The organism is Sphingobium sp. RS1 (assembly GCF_056156825.1).
In genome coordinates, this window is sequence record NZ_JBLZXE010000002.1 from 379,930 (window position 1) to 398,530 (window position 18,601).

Sequence of the window (18,601 nt, forward strand, 5' to 3'; positions counted from 1 at the left end):
GGCAGGGCGTGAGAGGCGATGAAGGAATTTCCCGCAGTGAATAGCGAAACGGCCGTCGCGGCCCCGCGCGTCGCGGTCATCCTGCCCTGCTATAATGAAGCCGGCGCGATCGTGCAGACGGTGGAGGATTTCCGCCGCGCGCTGCCCGGCGCCGATATCTACGTCTTCGACAATAACAGCACCGACGGCAGCCGCGAACTGGCGGCCGGGGCAGGGGCCATCGTCCGCCGCGTGACGCAGCAGGGCAAGGGCCATGTCGTGCGCCGCATGTTCGCCGACGTCGATGCCGACATCTACATTATGGCCGATGGCGATGCGACCTATGAGGCCGCCGCCGCGCCGCAGATGATCGCCGCCATGCTGGAGGATAATTTGGACATGGTCGTCGGTTGCCGCCGCGATCAGGTGGAGGAGGCCTATCGGCGCGGCCATCGCTTCGGCAACTGGGCGCTGACCAGCCTGCTAAAGCAATTGTTCGGCCGCAGCTTCACCGACATATTGTCGGGCTACCGCGTCTTTTCGCGCCGTTTCGTGAAGAGCTTCCCGGTCCTGTCGGCCGGCTTCGAGATCGAGACGGAAATCAGCGTCCATGCGCTCGAACTGGCCATGCCCGTCTCCGAAGTCATGACCGCCTATGGCGCCCGTCCCGAAGGCTCGGAAAGCAAGCTGAGCACCTATCGTGACGGCTTCCGCATCCTGCGCACGATCATCACCCTTTATCGGATCGAGCGGCCGATCCTCTTCTTCGGCATCATCGCGGCCTTCCTTGCCGCGCTTGGCCTCGGCCTCGCCGCCCCGCTGATCGTCACCTACCTCCATACCGGCCTGGTCCCGCGTTTCCCGACCGCGATCCTCGTCACCGGCGTGATGATCCTTGCGACCCTCTCGGCCATGTGCGGCCTCATCCTCGACACGGTCGTGCGTGGCCGCCGCGAAGTGCGCCGTCTCGCCTATCTCGCCTTCCGCGCGCCGTCCGACTACGCCCGCCGCGACTGACGCCCCAAAAGCCCAGCAGGCGGCAACGCCTTCCCCCTTGAACCATTCGCCTTTTGTGCCGATGTAGGGGCTGGGCAAAAGCACCAGACTGAAAGAGCACAATGACCGATATCATGACCGATCCCATGGCCGCCCTGGTCCCCATCGTCATCGAACAGTCGAACCGCGGCGAACGCAGCTTCGACATTTATTCGCGCCTGCTGCGGGAACGGATCATCTTCGTCACCGGCCAGGTCGAGGATCATATGGCCTCGCTGATCGTCGCCCAGCTCCTGTTCCTCGAATCGGAAAATCCGAAGAAGGACATCTGGATGTACATCAATTCGCCCGGCGGCGTGGTGACGGCCGGCATGGCGATCCACGACACGATGAAATATATCCGTCCGCAGGTCGGCACCGTCTGCATCGGTCAGGCCGCGTCGATGGGCAGCTTCCTGCTCGCCGCTGGTGAGCCGGGCAAGCGCATCGCGCTCTCCAACGCCCGCATCATGGTGCATCAGCCGTCGGGCGGCGCGCAGGGCATGGCGTCGGATATCGAGATCCAGGCCAAGGAAATCCTGCGCATCCGTCGCCGCCTCAACGACCTGTACGTCAAGTACACCGGCAAGAGCCTGGAAGAGGTCGAAAAGGCGATGGACCGCGACACCTTCCTCGAAGCGGACGAAGCCAAGGCGTTCGGTCTGGTCGACGAAGTGTTCGATCGCCGCCCGGTCGCGGCGGAAACAAGCGAGGCTTAAAGACAATCTTTACCGCGTCGCGTCACTTTCTACCCTTGTGGAACGGGCGCGCCGCGGTCTAGAATGGCCTTTGAACCAGAAAATCCCTCACCGAACGCGGTTATGGTGAACGTAAAACGGGGGGGAAGAGAGAATGGCGAATGACTAAGCTTACCGGTTCGGATTCGAAAAGCACACTTTACTGCTCCTTCTGTGGGAAGTCGCAGCATGAGGTGCGCAAGCTGATCGCAGGACCGACCGTGTTCATCTGCGACGAATGCGTGGAACTGTGCAACGACATCATCCGCGAGGAGACCAAGGGCGGTCTTGTCGGCAAGAAGGATGGCGGCGTGCCCACCCCGCAGGAAATCTGCGATGTCCTCGACGATTATGTGATCGGGCAAAAGCGCGCCAAGCGCGTGCTGTCGGTTGCCGTCCACAATCATTACAAGCGCCTCAACCATGGCTCCAAGCCGGGCGAGGTAGAACTGGCCAAGTCGAACATCCTGCTCGTCGGCCCGACCGGCTGTGGCAAGACCTTGCTGGCGCAGACGCTGGCCAAGACGTTCGACGTGCCCTTCACCATGGCTGACGCGACCACGCTGACCGAAGCCGGCTATGTCGGTGAGGATGTGGAAAACATCATCCTCAAGCTGCTTCAGGCGTCCGACTATAATGTCGAGAAGGCGCAGCGCGGCATCGTCTATATCGACGAAATCGACAAGATCAGCCGCAAGGCCGAAAACCCGTCGATCACCCGCGACGTTTCGGGCGAAGGCGTGCAGCAGGCGCTGCTCAAGCTGATGGAAGGCACCACCGCCAGCGTGCCGCCGCAGGGCGGCCGCAAGCATCCGCAGCAGGAATTCCTCCAGGTCGATACGACCAATATCCTGTTCATCTGCGGCGGCGCCTTTGCAGGACTTGAAAAGATCATCGGCGACCGCCTGGAAGCCAAGTCGATCGGCTTCGGCGCCCATGTCGCGGCGCCCGAGGAGCGCAAGACCGGCGAACTGCTGCGTCAGAGCGAACCGGAAGATCTGCTCAAATTCGGCCTGATCCCCGAATTTGTCGGTCGTCTGCCTGTCATCGCGACGCTGGAGGATCTGGACGTGACCGCGCTGGTCAAGATCCTGGTCGAGCCGAAGAACGCGCTGGTGAAGCAATATGGCAAGCTGTTCGACATGGAGAATGTCGAACTCAGCTTCACCGACGATGCGCTGACCGCGATCGCGAAGAAGGCGATCGAGCGCAAGACCGGCGCGCGCGGCCTGCGGTCGATCCTGGAAGCGATCCTGCTCGACACCATGTTCGACTTGCCTTCGATGGAGGGCGTCGGCGAAGTGGTGGTCGACAAGGATGTCGTCGCCGGCACCAAGGAACCGATTCGGGTATTCAGCGAAAAGGAAAAGCGGGCCGAAGACGCGGCCTGATCTGACCCCTTTTACCCGTATGAAATGGTGGGGCTGGCGAGTGATCGTCGGCCCCTTTTCGTTACGCTATCATGCGCCGCACAAAAATTCCTGCTGCGTTGCAAAATTGCACCAGTGTCAAACTAGCGTGCTCGACTGACAAATTGTCATTAAACTTCAATAAATTATCAGCAAAGGCGGGGCGTCCCGAAGCCTGAGCGGGTGGGGCGGGAGAGGAATGTGACAGTCCTGCGGGTGCATTGTAACAAAATTGCAATCGACGCATCACAGGGCCGTCGCCAGAGGCCGCCAAGAGCGGCGCCGGCTTGAAAGAGCAAGACAGTTTGAGGCGTGGCTCGCGCCACTCTTGAAAAGGGACAAGGGTCAAATGAAGAAATTTCTGATGGGCAGCGCCGCGATCATCGCCGTCGCCAGCCCCGCCATCGCATTCGCACAGTCGACCGGTTCGGACGACTTCGACACCATCGTCGTCACCGGCGCAACCGTCAGCCAGGGCGTTGGCGGCGTGAAGATCCCTGACTCGCCGAAGGCAAAGGTCGTTCTGGGTCAGGAAATCATCCAGGCGCAGCGCCCCGGCCAGACCATCAACGAAATCATCAACCTGGTGCCGGGCGTCAGCTTCACCAACAACGATCCCTGGGGTTCGTCGGGCGGCAGCTTCACCATCCGCGGCTTCAGCTCGGACCGTATCTCGCAGACCTTCGACGGTATCCCGCTTAATGACTCGGGCAACTATGCGGTTTACACCAACCAGCAGGTCGACGGCGAACTGATCGAAAACGTCAACGTCAACCTGGGTTCGACCGACGTCGACAGCCCGACCGCTGCTGCGGTTGGCGGCACCGTCAACATCAAGACGCTGGAGCCCAGCGACGAATATGGCGTGCTGGCCAGCGCCAGCTACGGCAACATCCTCGCCGATGGTGCGGGCGATCGCCCCTATTTCCGCATGTTCGGCGTCGTCAACACCGGCGACCTGACCGGCCACGGCACCAAGGCCTGGATTTCGGCCTCGCGCCTGAAGAACGACGCTGCCTTCGCCAACTATGGCAAGGTCTACAAGCAGCAGTATAACGCGAAGATCTGGCAGGATATCGGCGATAACGGCGATTTCATCTCCATCGCCGGCCATTATAACCAGAACCGCAACAATTTCGGCGGTTCGCCGCTGCGCGCCAACGCCATCACTGGCGACAAGTCGGGCCGCTTCTACAATATCGGTAACACGGCCACCGGCGGCGGCTATCCCTGCAATGTCAGCGAAACCAGCACGACCAACACCTGCGGCACTGAGTTCGAGCGTCGCTTCAACCCCTCCAACACCGGCAATGTTCGCCTGAACTCGAAGTTCACGCTGACCGAACGCCTGACCTTCTCGGTTGACGGCGCCTATCAGTGGGTGAAGGCCAATGGCGGCGGCACCACCAGCGCCAATGAAACCTTCTTCACCGATTCGACCGGCTTCACCGGCACCGGCAACTATGGCGGCAGCTTCTACTTCGGCCAGGATCTGAACGGCGACGGCGTCCTGGGCAAGGTGACCTTGCTTCAGCCCAGCCAGACCAACACCCGTCGCTGGGTCGGCATCGCCAACCTCGCCTATGAAATCAGCGACGCGCATCGCGTTCGTCTGTCCTATTCCTACGACCGCGCCCGTCACCGCCAGACCGGCTATGCCGGCTTCCTGGACCAGGGCGGCACGCCGTTCGATGTGTTCCCGATCAACGATCCGGTTACCGACGCTGCGGGCAACGCCCTTCAGAAGCGTGACCGCAAGTCGATCGCCGAACTCAACCAAATCGCCGGCGAATATCGTGGTCAGTTCTTTGAAGACCAGCTGACCGTCCTGATCGGGGGCCGTCTGCCCTTCTTCAAGCGCGAGCTGAACCAGAACTGCTTCACCACCAGCTCGGGCGGTTTCGTCAACTGCGTCCCGACCGACCAGATCGCCGATTATATCGCGACCCATCCGTACAGCTATGACGCGACCACGGGGAAGGCGACCGGGTCGGCTCTGCCGCAGTCGCGCAAGCTGAAATATGACAAGTTCCTGCCGAACGTCGGCGCGACCTTCAAGATCACGCCGGAAATCAGCATCGCGGGCAGCTATGCCAAGAACATTTCGGTGCCCAGCACCGATGCGCTCTACAACGCCTTCTATTTCCCGGCGGACAGCGACTCGGCCTACCGCGTCGCCGAAACCTCGGACAGCTTCGACGCCAGCATCCGCTACAACTCGTCGAAGGTGCAGGCTGCGATCACTGGCTGGTACTCCAAGTACAAGAACCGTCTGGTCACCGCTTATGACATTGACGGCAACGGCACCGACACCAACCTGGGTCCGGTGAAGAAGTACGGCATCGACAGCAGCATCTCGTACAGCCCGATCAAGGAAGTGACGGCCTATCTGTTCGGTTCCTACATCAAGTCGGAAATCCAGAACGATGCGGTGACCGCCAGCTGCGCCGCCACCAGCGATATCGCACTGGCCGGCCTGTGCTACATTCAGGACGGCGTCGCTTACCTGCGCACTGCCGGCAAGCGTGAACGCAGCGCACCCAAGTACCTGTTCGGCGGCCGCCTCCAGGGCAACTTCGGTGACTTCACCATGGGCGTGCAGGCCAAGAAGACCAGCTCGCGCTACATGAACGACATCAACGGCGAAGTGCAGTCGGTCACGCTGACCGATGGCACCACCAAGATCATCGCACCCGGTGCGAAGTTCGGTGCCTACACCGTTGTCGACATCGACCTGCGCTACTCGCTCGCCAGCCTCGGGATGGAAAAGGGCGCGATCCAGCTGAACGTCAGCAACCTGTTCGACAAATTCTATGTCGGCTCGTTCAGCGGCGGTCTGGACACGCTGGCCAGCTCGTCCTCGGCCTTCGTGAACTTCGGTTCGCCGCGCGCGATCAGCGCCTCGCTGATCGTCGGTTTCTAAGACCGATCGACACCGGAAAAAGGAAAGGGCGGGGAGCAATCCCCGCCCTTTTTCGTGCCCCGCGATCCCGCTGTCCTATTCGCGCGATCCCGGCTATCCTTGCCTGCGCCACTTTCCGATAGGATCAGGCCAGCGCAACTTCATGTCAAAATCTGCGGGAAATGTGCGAAGTTAAGCGGCGGCTCACCGCAGGCAGCTATCCAGCCCGTCCCGCTGCACCACCCCGATCCGCGCCGCGATCGTATTGCCATAGCGGCGGGTAAAGCCGCTCGGCGCCACCGCCGCCCGCTTTTTGGGCAGCGGCAGCACGGCGGCGATCCGGCCGGCTTCGGCCCGGCTCAGCTTGCCTGCGCCATGATGGAAATAACGGATCGACCCGGCCTCCACGCCATAGGTGCCGATCCCCGTCTCCGCGACGTTCAGATAGACTTCCATGATCCGCTTCTTGCCCCAGATCGCCTCGATCAGGACGGTGAACCAGGCTTCCAGCCCCTTGCGCACGAACCCGCCGCCCTGCCACAGGAAGACATTCTTCGCCGTTTGCTGGCTGATGGTCGACCCGCCGCGAATGCGTCCGCCGCTGGCATTATGAATCGCCGCCTTGGCGATGGCGTCCACGTCAAAACCGTGATGGCTACAGAATTTGCCATCCTCGCCAGCGATCGCCGCCCGCGCCATGTCGGGATCGATCTCATCGAGGCTGGTCCAGTCCTTCGTAATGCCGTTGGGATCGAACAGCATCGTCAGCGTCACCGGCGGCGGCACGAAGCGATAGATCACCACCATCAGCAGCGACAGGGCGATGAAGCCGAGCAGGATCTTGACCGGGATCATGATCCAGCGGGCGCGGCGGCGGGGCGATGCAGTGGGTGCTTTCATACCCTCGTTGGTAGCGCGCCCGCCTTGCCCGTATCAAGCGGTCGCGAGCGTCCCGCGCCGCTGATCGCGATTGATCAGCAGCACCATTGCCGCGCCGATCAGGCAGAGGATACCCGCGCCGATGAAGGCGGGCATGTAGCTTGCCCACGCCGTCCGCGCCAGACCACCGCCCAGCGCCGCGCTCGCTGCACCCAGTTGATGCCCGGCGAAGATCCAGCCGAAGACGATATTGGCCCGCTCCGGCCCGAACCGCTGCGCCGTGAGCTTCACCGTCGGTGGCACCGTCGCAATCCAGTCAAGCCCATAGAAGACCGCAAAGAGCGACAGGCTGTAGAGCGAAAAATCGCTGAACGGCAGGTAGAGAAGGGAGAGGCCGCGCAGGCCATAATAGACGAACAGCAGCCAGCGATTGTCGAACCGGTCGCTGAGCCAGCCGGACCCCAGCGTGCCGAAAAAGTCGAAAAATCCCATCATCGCCAGCATTGACGCCGCGCCGACTGCCGCCAGCCCATAATCGCCGCACATGGCGATGAAATGGGTCTGGATCAGGCCATTGGTGCTGGCGCCGCAGACGAAGAAGGAAAAGAAGAGAATCCAGAAGGTCGGCACCTGCGCCGCATCGCGCAGCACCTCGATCGGCATCACCAGCAGCGCGCCCAGACTGGCGGGCTGGGGCGGGACCGTCTGCACTTCGCTTTCGCCATAGGGCGCCAGGCCAAGGTCCGATGGCCGGTCCCGCATCAACAGGATGACCGCAACACCCGCCGCTACGATCGCCCCGCACACCAGCAGCAATGCGGTGCGCCAGCCATGCGCCTCCGTCAGCCCCGCCAGCAGCGGCAGGAACGCGAGTTGCCCCGTCGCCGTACTCGCGGACAGCAGCCCCATCACCAGCCCGCGCCGCTGCCCGAACCAGCGCGTCGCCACCGTCGCGCCCAGCACCATCGCGGTCATGCCGGTACCCAGCCCAATCACCACGCCCCACAGCAGCACCAACTGCCACAGCTGGGTCATGCCGAGCGACAGCAGTAATCCACCGATCACGATAGACAGCGAAATCAGCATCATCCGCCGTACCCCGAACCGGTTCATGAACGCGGCGGCAAAGGGCCCCATGCCACCGAACAGCAGGAAACGGATCGCCAGCGCGCCGCTGATATCCGCCGCGCTCCAGCCAAATTCCTTCTGCAACGGGATGATGAACACGCCCGGCGCTCCGACCGCGCCTGCCACCACCAGCATGGTGAGAAAGGTCGCAGCGACCACCGCCCAACCATAATGAATGTTCCGCGCGGACAGGCGGCGCGCAACGAGGTTCGACAGCATCAACATCCCCTATGGGTGACAATCGGACTGGCGTTAAATGATGAACATCATATATAAGGTCAAGGGGCCATTTAAGGAGAGCCGGATATGAAGGTCAGCCGCGATCAGGCTGCACGCAACCGGGAGAAGGTGGTGGATGCTGCATCCCGCCTGTTCCGCGCGCGCGGCGTCGACGGCGTCGGCATAGGGGAGGTAATGCGCGAATGTGGCCTTACCCATGGCGGATTCTACAATCAGTTCGGATCGAAGGAGGCCCTCGCAGCCGAAGCGTGCGCCACTTCGCTCGCCAATAGCGCTGCCCGCTGGCGAACGATCGCGGCGCAAGCAGGGAAGGGCGATGCCCCCACTGCCATTGCTGCCAACTATCTCAGCGCCCGCAATCGCGACGCGCCGGAAACCGGCTGCGCGCTGATTGCGCTGGGGCCGGATGCTGCCCGACGCGGAGGCGACCTTGCGGGCGCCTTCCGCCAAGGCTTCGAGGAACTCACCACCATCCTGCAACAGTCCGGGCCGGATATGGACCGACAGGAAGCGCTGGCACGTATGGCGCAGATGGTGGGTGCCATGGTACTGGCGCGCGGCGTTGCCGATCCGGCGCTATCCGATGAGATATTGGCGGCCGCTCGGAACACGCTGGACGTGCCGGCATGAACAGTTGGCGCCTGATGGCTGCGGCGGATATGCCGGCCGTCGCCGCCATTTCCGATGCCGTCCATGGCGATTATACCGAACAGGCGGCGATCTATGTCGAGCGGCTGATACTCTATCCAGCCGGTTGCTGGCTGCTGGAACGGGATGGAAAGGCGACAGGCTATCTGATCAGCCACCCTTGGGCGGGTGGCCAACCGCCAGCATTGAACTATCCGATACAGACGCTACCCGACCCTGCCGATCATTATTATCTACATGATCTCGCCTTACTGCCCGATGCGCGGGGCAGTGGCGCGGCGCAGGCAGCAATCGGGATCGTGCAGGATCAGGCGCGAAGGGCGGGCTTTTCGCGGATCGCACTCACGGCCGTCAACGGCGCGGACGCTTTTTGGGTCCGCAACGGCTTCATTGCCATAGCTGGCGGCGAAACCTATGGAAGCGATAGTCTTGCGATGGAGCGATTGCTCTAGGAGCGACGGCTCCGGAAAGTGCTTCGATCAAAGCCAGCGACGTCCATCCGGCCCGGCGCAACCATGGGGCGGCAACTGATCGAGGAAGCGCGCCTGCATCTTGTGGCAGCCCCAATTGCGCAGCGGCGCGGGCATATAGCTAGTCAGTGCGATGCCGACCTCATCATAGGGGGTGTCCCCCTGCGCGACATAGGCGTACCAGCGACCGCCGAACATGATTGAGATGCCAATCAAAAGAACGATCACAAGCCTCAGAAATTTCTGCATTTTAATTCCGATGTAAGGACAGGGGGAGGAATGCCCCTGTCGCCGCGGTCGGTAACGATCAAGCCTGTTAACCACCTGTCACCCGCAAGAGCCGGATAACAAAAAAGCCCCGGATCGCTCCGGGGCTTCTTCTATCATCCTGTCCGACCGATCAGGCCAGCGCGAACCGCGCCATCTTGCCCAGCCGATCACCGGCGATTCGCATCATCGCCTTTTGCAGCTTTTCGAAGGCGCGCACCTCGATCTGGCGGACACGCTCACGCGACACCCCATAGACCTGGCTCAGTTCTTCAAGCGTCTTGGGCTCTTCCGCCAGACGGCGTTCGGCCAGGATATGCTTTTCGCGATCGTTGAGATCGGTCATCGCCTCGACCAGCATCTCGTGACGCTGGGTTTTTTCCTGTTCCTCCGCGACGCGTTCGTCCTGAAGCGGATCGGTGTCCTGCAACCAATCCTGCCACTGGCCTTCGCCATCCTCGCGCATCGGCACGTTGAGCGACGTGTCGCCACCCATCGCCATGCGGCGGTTCATGGATACGACATCGTCTTCCGACACGCCCAGATCGGTCGCGATCTTGGTCACGTCTTCGGGACGCAGGTCGCCATCCTCGAACGCCTCGATATTGTTCTTCATCCGGCGCAGGTTGAAGAACAGCTTCTTCTGCGATGCGGTGGTGCCCATCTTGACCAGCGACCAGCTGCGCAGGATGAATTCCTGGATCGACGCGCGAATCCACCACATCGCATAGGTTGCCAGACGGAAACCACGTTCCGCCTCGAACTTCTTCACGCCCTGCATCAGGCCGATATTGCCTTCGGAAATCAGTTCGCTGACTGGCAGGCCATAGCCGCGATAGCCCATCGCGATCTTCGCCACCAGGCGCAGATGCGACGTGACCAGCTGCGCCGCCGCCTCGGGGTCCTGATGTTCCTCATAACGCTTGGCGAGCATATATTCCTGCTCGGGCGTCAACAGGGGAAACTTCCGGATCTCAGAGAGATAGCGGTTGAGGCTGGCTTCACCGCCCAGCGCTGGAACTGCGGGGACATTGCTCTTGGCCATGTCGTTACCTTTCCCTTTCATGCGCGGCGGGACCCAGAAGAGGCGTCCTGCACCGTCGCAAACTTGTCAGAACCTATACGTGGAGCTGGCTTAACAGTTCCTGCATATCGCCAGGCAATACACTTTGAAACATAAGCCGTTCGCTCGTTACCGGATGTATGAACCCCAGGCTTTTGGCGTGCAATGCCTGCCTTTTGAAACCCAGTGTTTCCAGTATTGATTTGAAACCTTTTCTTTCTCTACCGTAAACGGGATCACCGATCAAGGGGTGACCGATATGGTGCATATGGACGCGAACCTGATGCGTACGGCCGGTTTCCAGCCGACATTCTACCAGTGCCGCGCCCTGCAACCGTTCAACCATGCGATAATGGGTCACGGCATGTTTGCCCCGGCCTTCCCGATGAACAGCCATCTTCTTTCGATCGGCGTCGGATCGGCCGACCCATGCGTCCACCGTGCCGGAACCGGGAACCGGCACGCCATAGACGATCGCTGCATAGAGCCGGTCAATGCTGTGATCCTTGAATTGGCGGGCCAGCCCTTCATGCGCCTTATCGGACTTGGCGACGACCAACAGCCCGGATGTGTCCTTGTCGATCCGATGGACGATACCTGGCCGGGCCACGCCGCCGATCCCGGACAATTGGCCGTCACAGTGATGCAGCAGTGCGTTGACCAGCGTTCCGTCCAAATTGCCGGCTGCCGGATGCACGACCAGCCCGGCGGGCTTGTCCACCACGATCAGGTCGGCGTCCTCATGCACGATGGTCAGCGGGATATCCTGTGCCACCGTGTCCAGCGGTACCGGCGGGGGCAGGGTGACAGTAAAGCTCTGGCCAGCCGCGACCTTCATGGACGCATTGATCTTAGAGGCGTTGGGCGACGACACCTGTCCTTCGCCGATCAGTGCCTTCAGCCGCTCACGCGACAGGTCGGGCAACAGGTCCGCCAGCGCGCGGTCGAGCCGCAGGCCGTCCTGCGCCTGACTGATAATTGCTTCGATGATGGAAACCCCCGGAACCATTGGTTACGGATGTAGGAATGATTGTAGGGATTTCAAGATCGCTGTTGGAACAAATCGTGGCCCTGGCAGCGGCTGACCGGCATGAGGTATGCGGCCTTCTGCTGGGTGTGCCGGATCGGATAGCGGCGATCATTCCCGCCGCCAATGTCGCCGCCAATCCGACCCGCCATTTCGAACTGGACCCCGCAGCGCTGATCGCCGCCCATCGCGCCGCCCGATCGGGTGGTCCGGCCATCATCGGCCACTATCATTCCCACCCGTCGGGCGTGGCAGCCCCATCTGCAACCGATGCCGCCTGCGCAACGCCGGACGGAAGTTTGTGGCTGATCGTCGGGGGCGGGGAGGCGACTTTATGGCGCGCCGGGCCGGGTACGGCAGTTAACGTCCATTTCACCAAAATGCATCTCGACAGTCGGTGACCGAAAGGCGGCAGGCCGGGCTTGCATCGGCGGTCCGCGCAGCGCATTAGCCAAGCAAGCGCTTCCTTTCCTCCTAATCCGGCGACCCTGATCCGCATGACTCATCCGACCGACAGTATCGAATTTGCCAGCCTGCTTTGCTCGCGTCTGTGCCATGATTTGCTCAGCCCGGTCGGTGCGCTCAACAACGGGCTGGAGTTGATGGCGGATGAAACCGACCCGGAAATGCGTCAGCGCTGCCTGGATCTGCTGGCTGACAGTGCCAAGACCTCGGCCAACAAGCTGAAATTCTTCCGCCTCGCTTTTGGTTCTGCCGGTGGCTTTGGCGATGCTGTCCCACCGCATGAGGCCAAGGTTGCGATCGAAGGCATGTTCGCGACCGCCGGCCGCGTAAAGGTCGGCTGGCTGGTCGAAGAGCAGATGCTCGACAAGCTGGCGGCCAAGATCCTGCTCAACCTTGCGCTGATCGCAGGCGACGCACTGGTGCGTGGCGGCCAACTGGATATCGGTGCGGAAAAGCGGCCCGGCCTGACCGAAATCGTCGTGCGCGGCGAAGGTCCGAAAGTGGTGCTCGACCCCGATCTGCGCAGCGCTCTTGCAGGTACGCTGCCGATCGAGGGGCTGGCCTCCCGGACAGCCGCCGCCTGGATGATCCGTCAGATGGTGGTGGAATGCGGCGGCGAAATCGCTTTGTCCCCGCCGGGCGAGCCGGTGCTGCTGTTCGGCGCGTCCATCCCCGATCGCCGGCCGTAAAACCGGCAAACAACTGTCCAACTCGCTGTATCGCTATTGCGGGCTTCAGCTAAGGTCGGCCTGCATTTCAGCGATCAGCAAGGCCATCAACTCCGCGGCGGGCAGTGCGCGCGCCATCGGTGCGCCCTGTCCTGCCCATTGCGCGCCATATCCCCCGTCGCCTGCCGCTTTTGCGGCCTGGTTGAGGGCTTTCCCTGCATCATAGGTGATCGGATAATCGGGAACGGAGAGGGCGGTTTGCGTACCCCATGTCGTGAACCGGTTGGGCAGGCAGCGGGCCGGTCGGCCGGAAATTGCCCGCGTCAATAGCGTCTGATGTGCTGCCGGACTGAACAGGGCCGCGCGATAGGCGCTATCCGCGCTGCTTTCCGGGCAAGCGATGAAGGCCGTCCCCAGTTGTGCCGCCACAGCGCCCAGATCGAGCGCCGCCCTGATCCCTCGCCCATCCATGATTCCGCCTGCCGCGATTACGGGCAAACCGGCCTGCGCTACCAGCAAGCGGGTCAGTGGCAGCACACCCAGTGCTGCATCCGGCGCATCGGGATCGAACATGCCGCGATGTCCGCCAGCCTCTATGCCTTGCGCCACTACCGCATCAATGCCGGCGGCCCCGGCTGCCAGCGCTTCGTCCAGACTGGTGGCGCTGGCCAGCAACAGGCATCCCGCGGCTTTCAGTGCAGCGATACGTCTGGCATCGGGCAGGCCGAAATGAAAGCTGACTATGGCAGGTCGCACTTCGACCAGCATCTCCAGCATCGCGTCATCCTCCGCAAAGCTGCGATAGATTTCCCGCAGGGCTAGCGGCGGTTCCACACCATAATGGCTGAACAGCGGCGTCAGCGCCTCTAGCCAGCGCTTTTCCACGCTCGGTTGCAGACGGGCAGGAGTGTGTACGAACAGATTGACGTTGAACGGCCGGCTGGTCAGCCCCCGGACCGCATCGATCATCGCCCGTGCGCCCGTCGCGTCCACCGCGCCTATGCCGATAGAGCCCAACCCGCCCGCGTCGCTCACGGCGGCTGCCATGGCGGGCGTTGATACGCCCGCCATCGGTGCCTGAATGATCGGATGGGTGAGGCCAAGGCTATGAAAGGTCATTGCCCCCATTTGGGCGCGAGAGGGCCAAAGGAAAAGGCCCGGCCGCATCGCAGCGACCGGGCCTTTCCAAATTCAGTCCTGAACGAAGGATCAGGCGCTGTAGTACATGTCGAATTCGACCGGCGAGGGCGCCATTTCCCAGCGGTACACTTCGGGCCACTTCAGTTCGATATAGGCATCGATCTGGTCCTTGGTGAACACGTCGCCCTTCAGCAGGAACTCATAGTCTGCTTCCAGGCTGTTGAGCGCTTCACGGAGCGAACCGCAGACGGTCGGCACCTGGCTCAGCTCTTCGGGCGGCAGGTCGTACAGGTTCTTGTCCATCGCGGCACCCGGATGGATCTTGTTCTCGATGCCGTCGAGGCCAGCCATCAGCAGCGCCGAATAGCAGAGATAGGGGTTGGCCATCGCGTCGGGGAAACGGAATTCCACGCGCTTCGCCTTGGTGCCCGCGCCGTATGGAATACGGCAGGATGCCGAACGGTTGCGCGCCGAATAGGCCAGCAAAACCGGCGCTTCGAAGCCCGGCACCAGGCGCTTGTAGCTGTTGGTGGTCGGGTTGGTGAAGGCGTTCAGGGCCTTGGCATGCTTGATGACGCCGCCGATGAAGTAGAGGCACATGTCGGACAGGCCAGCATAGCCGTCACCGGCGAACAGCGGCTTGCCGCCATCCCAGATCGACATATGGGTGTGCATGCCGCTGCCGTTATCCTGTGCGATCGGCTTGGGCATGAAGGTCGCGGTCTTGCCATAGGCCTGAGCGACCATCTGCACGACATACTTATAAATCTGCATGCGGTCGGCGGTCTGCACCAGCGTACCGAAGGTCAGGCCGAGTTCGTGCTGCGCGGCAGCGACTTCATGGTGATGCTTGTCGCAGGGCAAGCCCATTTCGAGCATGGTCGAAACCATCTCGGCGCGGATGTCGGTGCAGGGATCGACCGGCGCGACGGGGAAATAGCCGCCCTTGGCGCGGGGGCGGTGACCCAGGTTGCCGCCTTCATATTCCTTGCCGGTGTTGGTCGGCAGTTCGATGTCGTCGATCTTGAAGTAGCTCTGCGAATAGTCATTCTCGAAGCGAACATCGTCGAACATGAAGAATTCGGCTTCAGGGCCGACATAGACGGTGTCACCGAAACCGGCCGACTTGACGAAGGCTTCGGCGCGCTTCGCGGTCGAACGCGGATCGCGGGCATAGAGTTCGCCGGTGTCCGGCTCGACGATGTCGCAGAACAGGATCAGCATCGGGGTGGCGCTGAACGGATCGACATAGACGGCGTCCAGGTCGGGCTTCAGAATCATGTCCGATTCGTTGATCGCCTTCCAGCCTTCGATCGACGAACCGTCGAACATCAGGCCGTCGGTCAGTTCATCTTCGCCCAGCACGCTCGACACCATGGTCAGGTGCTGCCACTTGCCCTTGGGATCGGTGAAACGGACATCGACCCATTCGATCTCCTTTTCCTCGATCATCTTCAGGATGTCTTTTGGCGTGTTGGCCATGTGAACTTGCCCTTCTTTCATAGATACCCCCCCGAAGGGGTAGGTTGATATGTGTCCGCCAGACTTTGCCCAGACTTTGCAAAGCCGGCGAGAACCTGTTTGAAAATCAGATGGCGTCGCTGTCCCGCTCGCCGGTGCGGATGCGCACCGCGCCCTCGATCGCCGAGATGAAGATCTTGCCGTCGCCGATGCGGCCGGTTTGCGCGGCGGAACTGATCGCCTCGACCACGCGCTCGGCCATGGCATCGTCGACCACGACTTCCAGCTTCACCTTGGGCAGGAAATCGACGACATATTCGGCGCCACGATAGAGTTCGGTATGCCCCTTCTGGCGGCCGAAGCCCTTGGCTTCCGTCACGGTGATGCCGGATACGCCCACTTCGTGCAGCGCCTCCTTCACTTCGTCCAGCTTGAAAGGCTTGATGATCGCTTCGATCTTTTTCATCACTCGTAATCCCAACCCATGACGCACGTTCGGAATACGGGAGCGACCCGTATCCGTCTCTTCTTCAAGGAACGATCGTCATGCCCCCCAAGGCAGGCGCCGTTCCCCTTAACAATCAATTACCGTGCCAAATGGCGAATCGCTAGGATATGCTTTCGGCGATGCAGCAATCTTTGTCCATATTGCCCGGATTCCGGGCAATATCATGACACAATGCCTGTTTTTTGGGCAGCAATTCGACGGTCAGAGCGTATAAGGCGGGCAATCGAGGCCAGCCGGGCTCCTGGTGAAGATTTCGCAGCCTGTTTCCGTGATTCCGATGCTGTGCTCGAACTGGGCGGACAAGGTGCGGTCGCGAGTCACGGCTGTCCAGCCGTCGTCCAGCATCTTCACGCCGGGCTTGCCGATGTTGATCATCGGTTCGATCGTGAAGAACATGCCCGGCCGCAGTTCGGGGCCGGTGCCGGGGCGACCGATATGGACGACCTCCGGGCTATCATGGAAAACCTGACCCAGGCCATGACCGCAGAAATCGCGCACCACGCCATAGCGATGCTTTTCGGCATGGCGCTGGATGACATAGCCGATGTCGCCCAGATGATTGCCGGGCTTGGCCTGTTCGATGCCCAGCATCAGGCATTCATATGTCACTTCGACCAGGCGGCGTGCCTTGATGGAGGTTTCGCCGACGATGTACATCCGGCTGGTATCGCCATGCCAGCCATCGACCAGCGGGGTCACGTCGATATTCAGGATATCGCCTTCCTTAAGCCGATAGTCGCCCGGGATGCCGTGGCAGATCACGTTGTTCAGCGAGATGCAGCAGCTATGGGTATAACCGCGATAACCAAGCGTTGCCGGTACACCGCCGCCGTCCAGTGTCATGCGACGAACGATGTCGTCCAGTTCGCCCGTCGTGACGCCCGGAACGACATGGGGCACCAGGGCGTCCAGTATCTCGGCCGCCAGCCGGCCAGCCTTGCGCATCCCGGCAAAGCCCGATTCGTCATAGAGTTTGATCGCGGTGGAGCGGGTCGTCGGCGTATCGGCCGTCATCGTCATATATTCGGTCATGCGCCATTTATAGGCGCAGATACCGGATAATGCGAGAGGGCGGCTAGGCAGGGCGGATGGCGCAGGCTATGGGCAGGCGATGGCCGATCCCACCCGCATCTGGACCGCTGCGCTGATTGTCATCGGCGACGAAATCCTCTCTGGCCGCACCCAGGACAGGAATGTCAGCCAGATTGCGGCATGGCTTGGCGTACAGGGCATCCGGCTGCGCGAAGTGCGCGTGATCCCGGACGATCAGGATGCCATTGTCGAGGCAGTGAACGCCTTGCGCGCGCGCAATGACTATCTCTTCACGACCGGCGGCATCGGCCCGACTCATGATGACATCACGGTCGACGCGATCGCGGCGGCGCTCGGTGTCGGCGTGGAGGTGCATGAAGGCGCACGCGCGATCCTGGCCGGCTATTATGAAACACGCGGCGGCCTGACCGAGGCGCGGCTGCGCATGGCCCGGGTACCGTCCGGTGCCGGGCTGATCGAAAATCGCATGTCGGGCGCTCCGGGCATCCGCCATGGCAATATCTTCATTATGGCGGGTGTGCCCTCCATCACGGCCGGCATGCTCGACAGCCTGACCGGGCAGTTGGAGGGCGGTCTGCCGCTTCAGTCGACCACCATTGGCTGCTGGGTGGCGGAAAGCGAGATTGCCGACCTGCTGGCGGCGACCGAACGTGCCCATATAGGGTGCCAGATCGGCAGCTATCCCTTTTTCCGGGAAGGCCGGACCGGCGCAAATTTCGTCATTCGGTCTACCGACGCCGGCATATTGCAGGCCTGCACCGCCGACCTTAGCGCCGCGCTGGAACGCGGCGGCTGGGCCGTGACGGCGGGCGGCATCTGATCGCGCCCTATTTGGTGGCGCTCGCCAGATAGGCGATCAGGTTCGCCCGGTCGACTGCGTTGGGCAAGCCGGCAAATGCCATGCGATTGCCGGGCACCAGGGCGACCGGCTTGGTCACGAACGCATCAAGGCTTTTCGCGTCCCACTTGATCTTCGCCTTCTGCATCGCCGGCGAATAGGTGAAGCCCGCCATCGTTCCGGATGTCCGGCCAAATAGCCCGGCAAGCGAGGGCCCCATCTTCTTCGGGCCGGCTTTCACATCATGGCAGAGCGCACAACGCGCGAACACCGCCTTGCCTTTGACTGCGTCGCCGGTCTGCGCCAGCGCGGGTGCGGCGGCGGCGCACAGGATCGTAAGGGCCGAAATCTTTGAAAACGACGTCCATGAAAACATGAAAGGCTACCCCTGGTTCAGATGAGACGGCGAGGGCGTTTGCCCTTCTACCGCATGCTCCCATAAGCAAGATTATCTGAATGAGGGTTTAAGCATCTGCTGCCGGCGCAGAAGTTGCTGCCGGCACGCTCTGTTGAATATCAAGAAAGATTATGGTGGACGCACTAGGGCTCGAACCTAGGACCCGCTGATTAAGAGTCAGCTGCTCTACCAACTGAGCTATGCGTCCATGCGGGGGCGGCTGTGCGCTCCGGCGTGGCGGGCTGTTAGCAGTCCCTCGCGATTCTGCAAACAGTAAAACGCCTTGT

19 protein-coding genes and 1 tRNA gene are annotated in these 18,601 nt (G+C 61.7%); 9 read left to right on the forward strand and 11 right to left on the reverse strand.

Annotated features, from left to right (window positions below):
- The first annotated feature begins 18 nt into the window (after nt 1-18).
- The 4 genes from ACNHGR_RS03490 to ACNHGR_RS03505 all read left to right on the forward strand — a co-directional run bounded on the left by ACNHGR_RS03490 (nt 19) and on the right by ACNHGR_RS03505 (nt 6,083).
- Entirely contained in the window at nt 19-996 is a 978-nt protein-coding gene (locus ACNHGR_RS03490; RefSeq protein ID WP_475284134.1) for a glycosyltransferase family 2 protein, read from the forward strand.
- Between the two features lie 101 nt (nt 997-1,097).
- Nucleotides 1,098-1,733 (forward strand): ATP-dependent Clp endopeptidase proteolytic subunit ClpP, encoded by a 636-nt coding sequence (gene clpP / locus ACNHGR_RS03495; protein WP_475284135.1) that lies wholly within the window; start codon nt 1,098-1,100, stop codon nt 1,731-1,733.
- A gap of 140 nt (nt 1,734-1,873) precedes the next feature.
- Nucleotides 1,874-3,142 carry an ATP-dependent Clp protease ATP-binding subunit ClpX gene (clpX, locus tag ACNHGR_RS03500; protein ID WP_184264525.1) on the forward strand — a complete coding sequence of 423 codons (1,269 nt, stop codon included), beginning with the start codon at nt 1,874-1,876 and terminating at the stop codon, nt 3,140-3,142.
- A 367-nt stretch (nt 3,143-3,509) separates the two neighbouring features.
- Nucleotides 3,510-6,083 (forward strand): TonB-dependent receptor, encoded by a 2,574-nt coding sequence (locus ACNHGR_RS03505; RefSeq protein ID WP_475284136.1) that lies wholly within the window; start codon nt 3,510-3,512, stop codon nt 6,081-6,083.
- Nucleotides 6,084-6,266: 183 nt separating this feature from the next.
- Here the strand turns inward: ACNHGR_RS03505 and mtgA are convergent, their stop codons facing one another.
- Both mtgA and ACNHGR_RS03515 read right to left on the reverse strand, forming a co-directional pair.
- Entirely contained in the window at nt 6,267-6,962 is a 696-nt protein-coding gene (mtgA, locus tag ACNHGR_RS03510) for a monofunctional biosynthetic peptidoglycan transglycosylase (protein WP_475284137.1), read from the reverse strand.
- A gap of 33 nt (nt 6,963-6,995) precedes the next feature.
- A complete protein-coding gene (locus ACNHGR_RS03515; RefSeq protein ID WP_475284138.1) occupies nt 6,996-8,288 on the reverse strand; it encodes an MFS transporter in 1,293 nt (430 codons plus the stop codon).
- Between the two features lie 87 nt (nt 8,289-8,375).
- Here ACNHGR_RS03515 and ACNHGR_RS03520 point away from each other — a divergent pair, with 87 nt between their 5' ends.
- Entirely contained in the window at nt 8,376-8,939 is a 564-nt protein-coding gene (locus tag ACNHGR_RS03520; RefSeq protein WP_475284139.1) for a TetR/AcrR family transcriptional regulator, read from the forward strand.
- Nucleotides 8,936-9,409, forward strand: a complete 474-nt coding sequence (locus tag ACNHGR_RS03525) for a GNAT family N-acetyltransferase (protein WP_475284140.1) — start codon at nt 8,936-8,938, stop codon at nt 9,407-9,409. Before ACNHGR_RS03520 ends, ACNHGR_RS03525 begins: the two co-directional genes overlap by 4 nt.
- A 27-nt stretch (nt 9,410-9,436) precedes the next feature.
- Here ACNHGR_RS03525 and ACNHGR_RS03530 read toward each other — a convergent pair whose 3' ends face one another.
- From ACNHGR_RS03530 to ACNHGR_RS03540, 3 genes are all read right to left on the reverse strand, one after another.
- Nucleotides 9,437-9,643 (reverse strand): hypothetical protein, encoded by a 207-nt coding sequence (locus tag ACNHGR_RS03530; protein WP_475284141.1) that lies wholly within the window; start codon nt 9,641-9,643, stop codon nt 9,437-9,439.
- Between the two features lie 184 nt (nt 9,644-9,827).
- On the reverse strand, nt 9,828-10,739 hold the full coding sequence (gene rpoH / locus ACNHGR_RS03535) for an RNA polymerase sigma factor RpoH (RefSeq protein ID WP_184264650.1): 912 nt from the start codon (nt 10,737-10,739) through the stop codon (nt 9,828-9,830).
- A 73-nt stretch (nt 10,740-10,812) separates the two neighbouring features.
- On the reverse strand, nt 10,813-11,766 hold the full coding sequence (locus ACNHGR_RS03540; RefSeq protein ID WP_184264653.1) for an RluA family pseudouridine synthase: 954 nt from the start codon (nt 11,764-11,766) through the stop codon (nt 10,813-10,815).
- A gap of 17 nt (nt 11,767-11,783) precedes the next feature.
- Here ACNHGR_RS03540 and ACNHGR_RS03545 point away from each other — a divergent pair, with 17 nt between their 5' ends.
- Together ACNHGR_RS03545 and ACNHGR_RS03550 are read left to right on the forward strand one after the other, a co-directional pair.
- Nucleotides 11,784-12,185 (forward strand): M67 family metallopeptidase, encoded by a 402-nt coding sequence (locus ACNHGR_RS03545; RefSeq protein ID WP_475284142.1) that lies wholly within the window; start codon nt 11,784-11,786, stop codon nt 12,183-12,185.
- A gap of 96 nt (nt 12,186-12,281) precedes the next feature.
- Nucleotides 12,282-12,938, forward strand: coding sequence for a histidine phosphotransferase family protein (locus tag ACNHGR_RS03550; protein WP_184264657.1), 657 nt, complete (start codon nt 12,282-12,284; stop codon nt 12,936-12,938).
- 45 nt (nt 12,939-12,983) lie between these two features.
- Here ACNHGR_RS03550 and ACNHGR_RS03555 read toward each other — a convergent pair whose 3' ends face one another.
- The 4 genes from ACNHGR_RS03555 to map form a co-directional block, all read right to left on the reverse strand.
- On the reverse strand, nt 12,984-14,036 hold the full coding sequence (locus tag ACNHGR_RS03555) for a nitronate monooxygenase (protein ID WP_184264659.1): 1,053 nt from the start codon (nt 14,034-14,036) through the stop codon (nt 12,984-12,986).
- Nucleotides 14,037-14,126: 90 nt separating this feature from the next.
- Entirely contained in the window at nt 14,127-15,539 is a 1,413-nt protein-coding gene (gene glnA / locus ACNHGR_RS03560; RefSeq protein ID WP_184264661.1) for a type I glutamate--ammonia ligase, read from the reverse strand.
- 106 nt (nt 15,540-15,645) lie between these two features.
- On the reverse strand, nt 15,646-15,984 hold the full coding sequence (locus ACNHGR_RS03565) for a P-II family nitrogen regulator (protein ID WP_056693865.1): 339 nt from the start codon (nt 15,982-15,984) through the stop codon (nt 15,646-15,648).
- A 243-nt stretch (nt 15,985-16,227) separates the two neighbouring features.
- Nucleotides 16,228-17,058, reverse strand: a complete 831-nt coding sequence (map, locus tag ACNHGR_RS03570) for a type I methionyl aminopeptidase (protein ID WP_475284143.1) — start codon at nt 17,056-17,058, stop codon at nt 16,228-16,230.
- A 79-nt stretch (nt 17,059-17,137) separates the two neighbouring features.
- Here map and ACNHGR_RS03575 point away from each other — a divergent pair, with 79 nt between their 5' ends.
- On the forward strand, nt 17,138-17,899 hold the full coding sequence (locus tag ACNHGR_RS03575) for a competence/damage-inducible protein A (RefSeq protein WP_475284144.1): 762 nt from the start codon (nt 17,138-17,140) through the stop codon (nt 17,897-17,899).
- Nucleotides 17,900-17,906: 7 nt separating this feature from the next.
- Here the strand turns inward: ACNHGR_RS03575 and ACNHGR_RS03580 are convergent, their stop codons facing one another.
- Nucleotides 17,907-18,293, reverse strand: a complete 387-nt coding sequence (locus tag ACNHGR_RS03580; RefSeq protein WP_184264667.1) for a c-type cytochrome — start codon at nt 18,291-18,293, stop codon at nt 17,907-17,909.
- Between the two features lie 153 nt (nt 18,294-18,446).
- Nucleotides 18,447-18,522 (reverse strand) — tRNA-Lys (locus tag ACNHGR_RS03585).
- Nucleotides 18,523-18,601 lie beyond the last annotated feature (79 nt).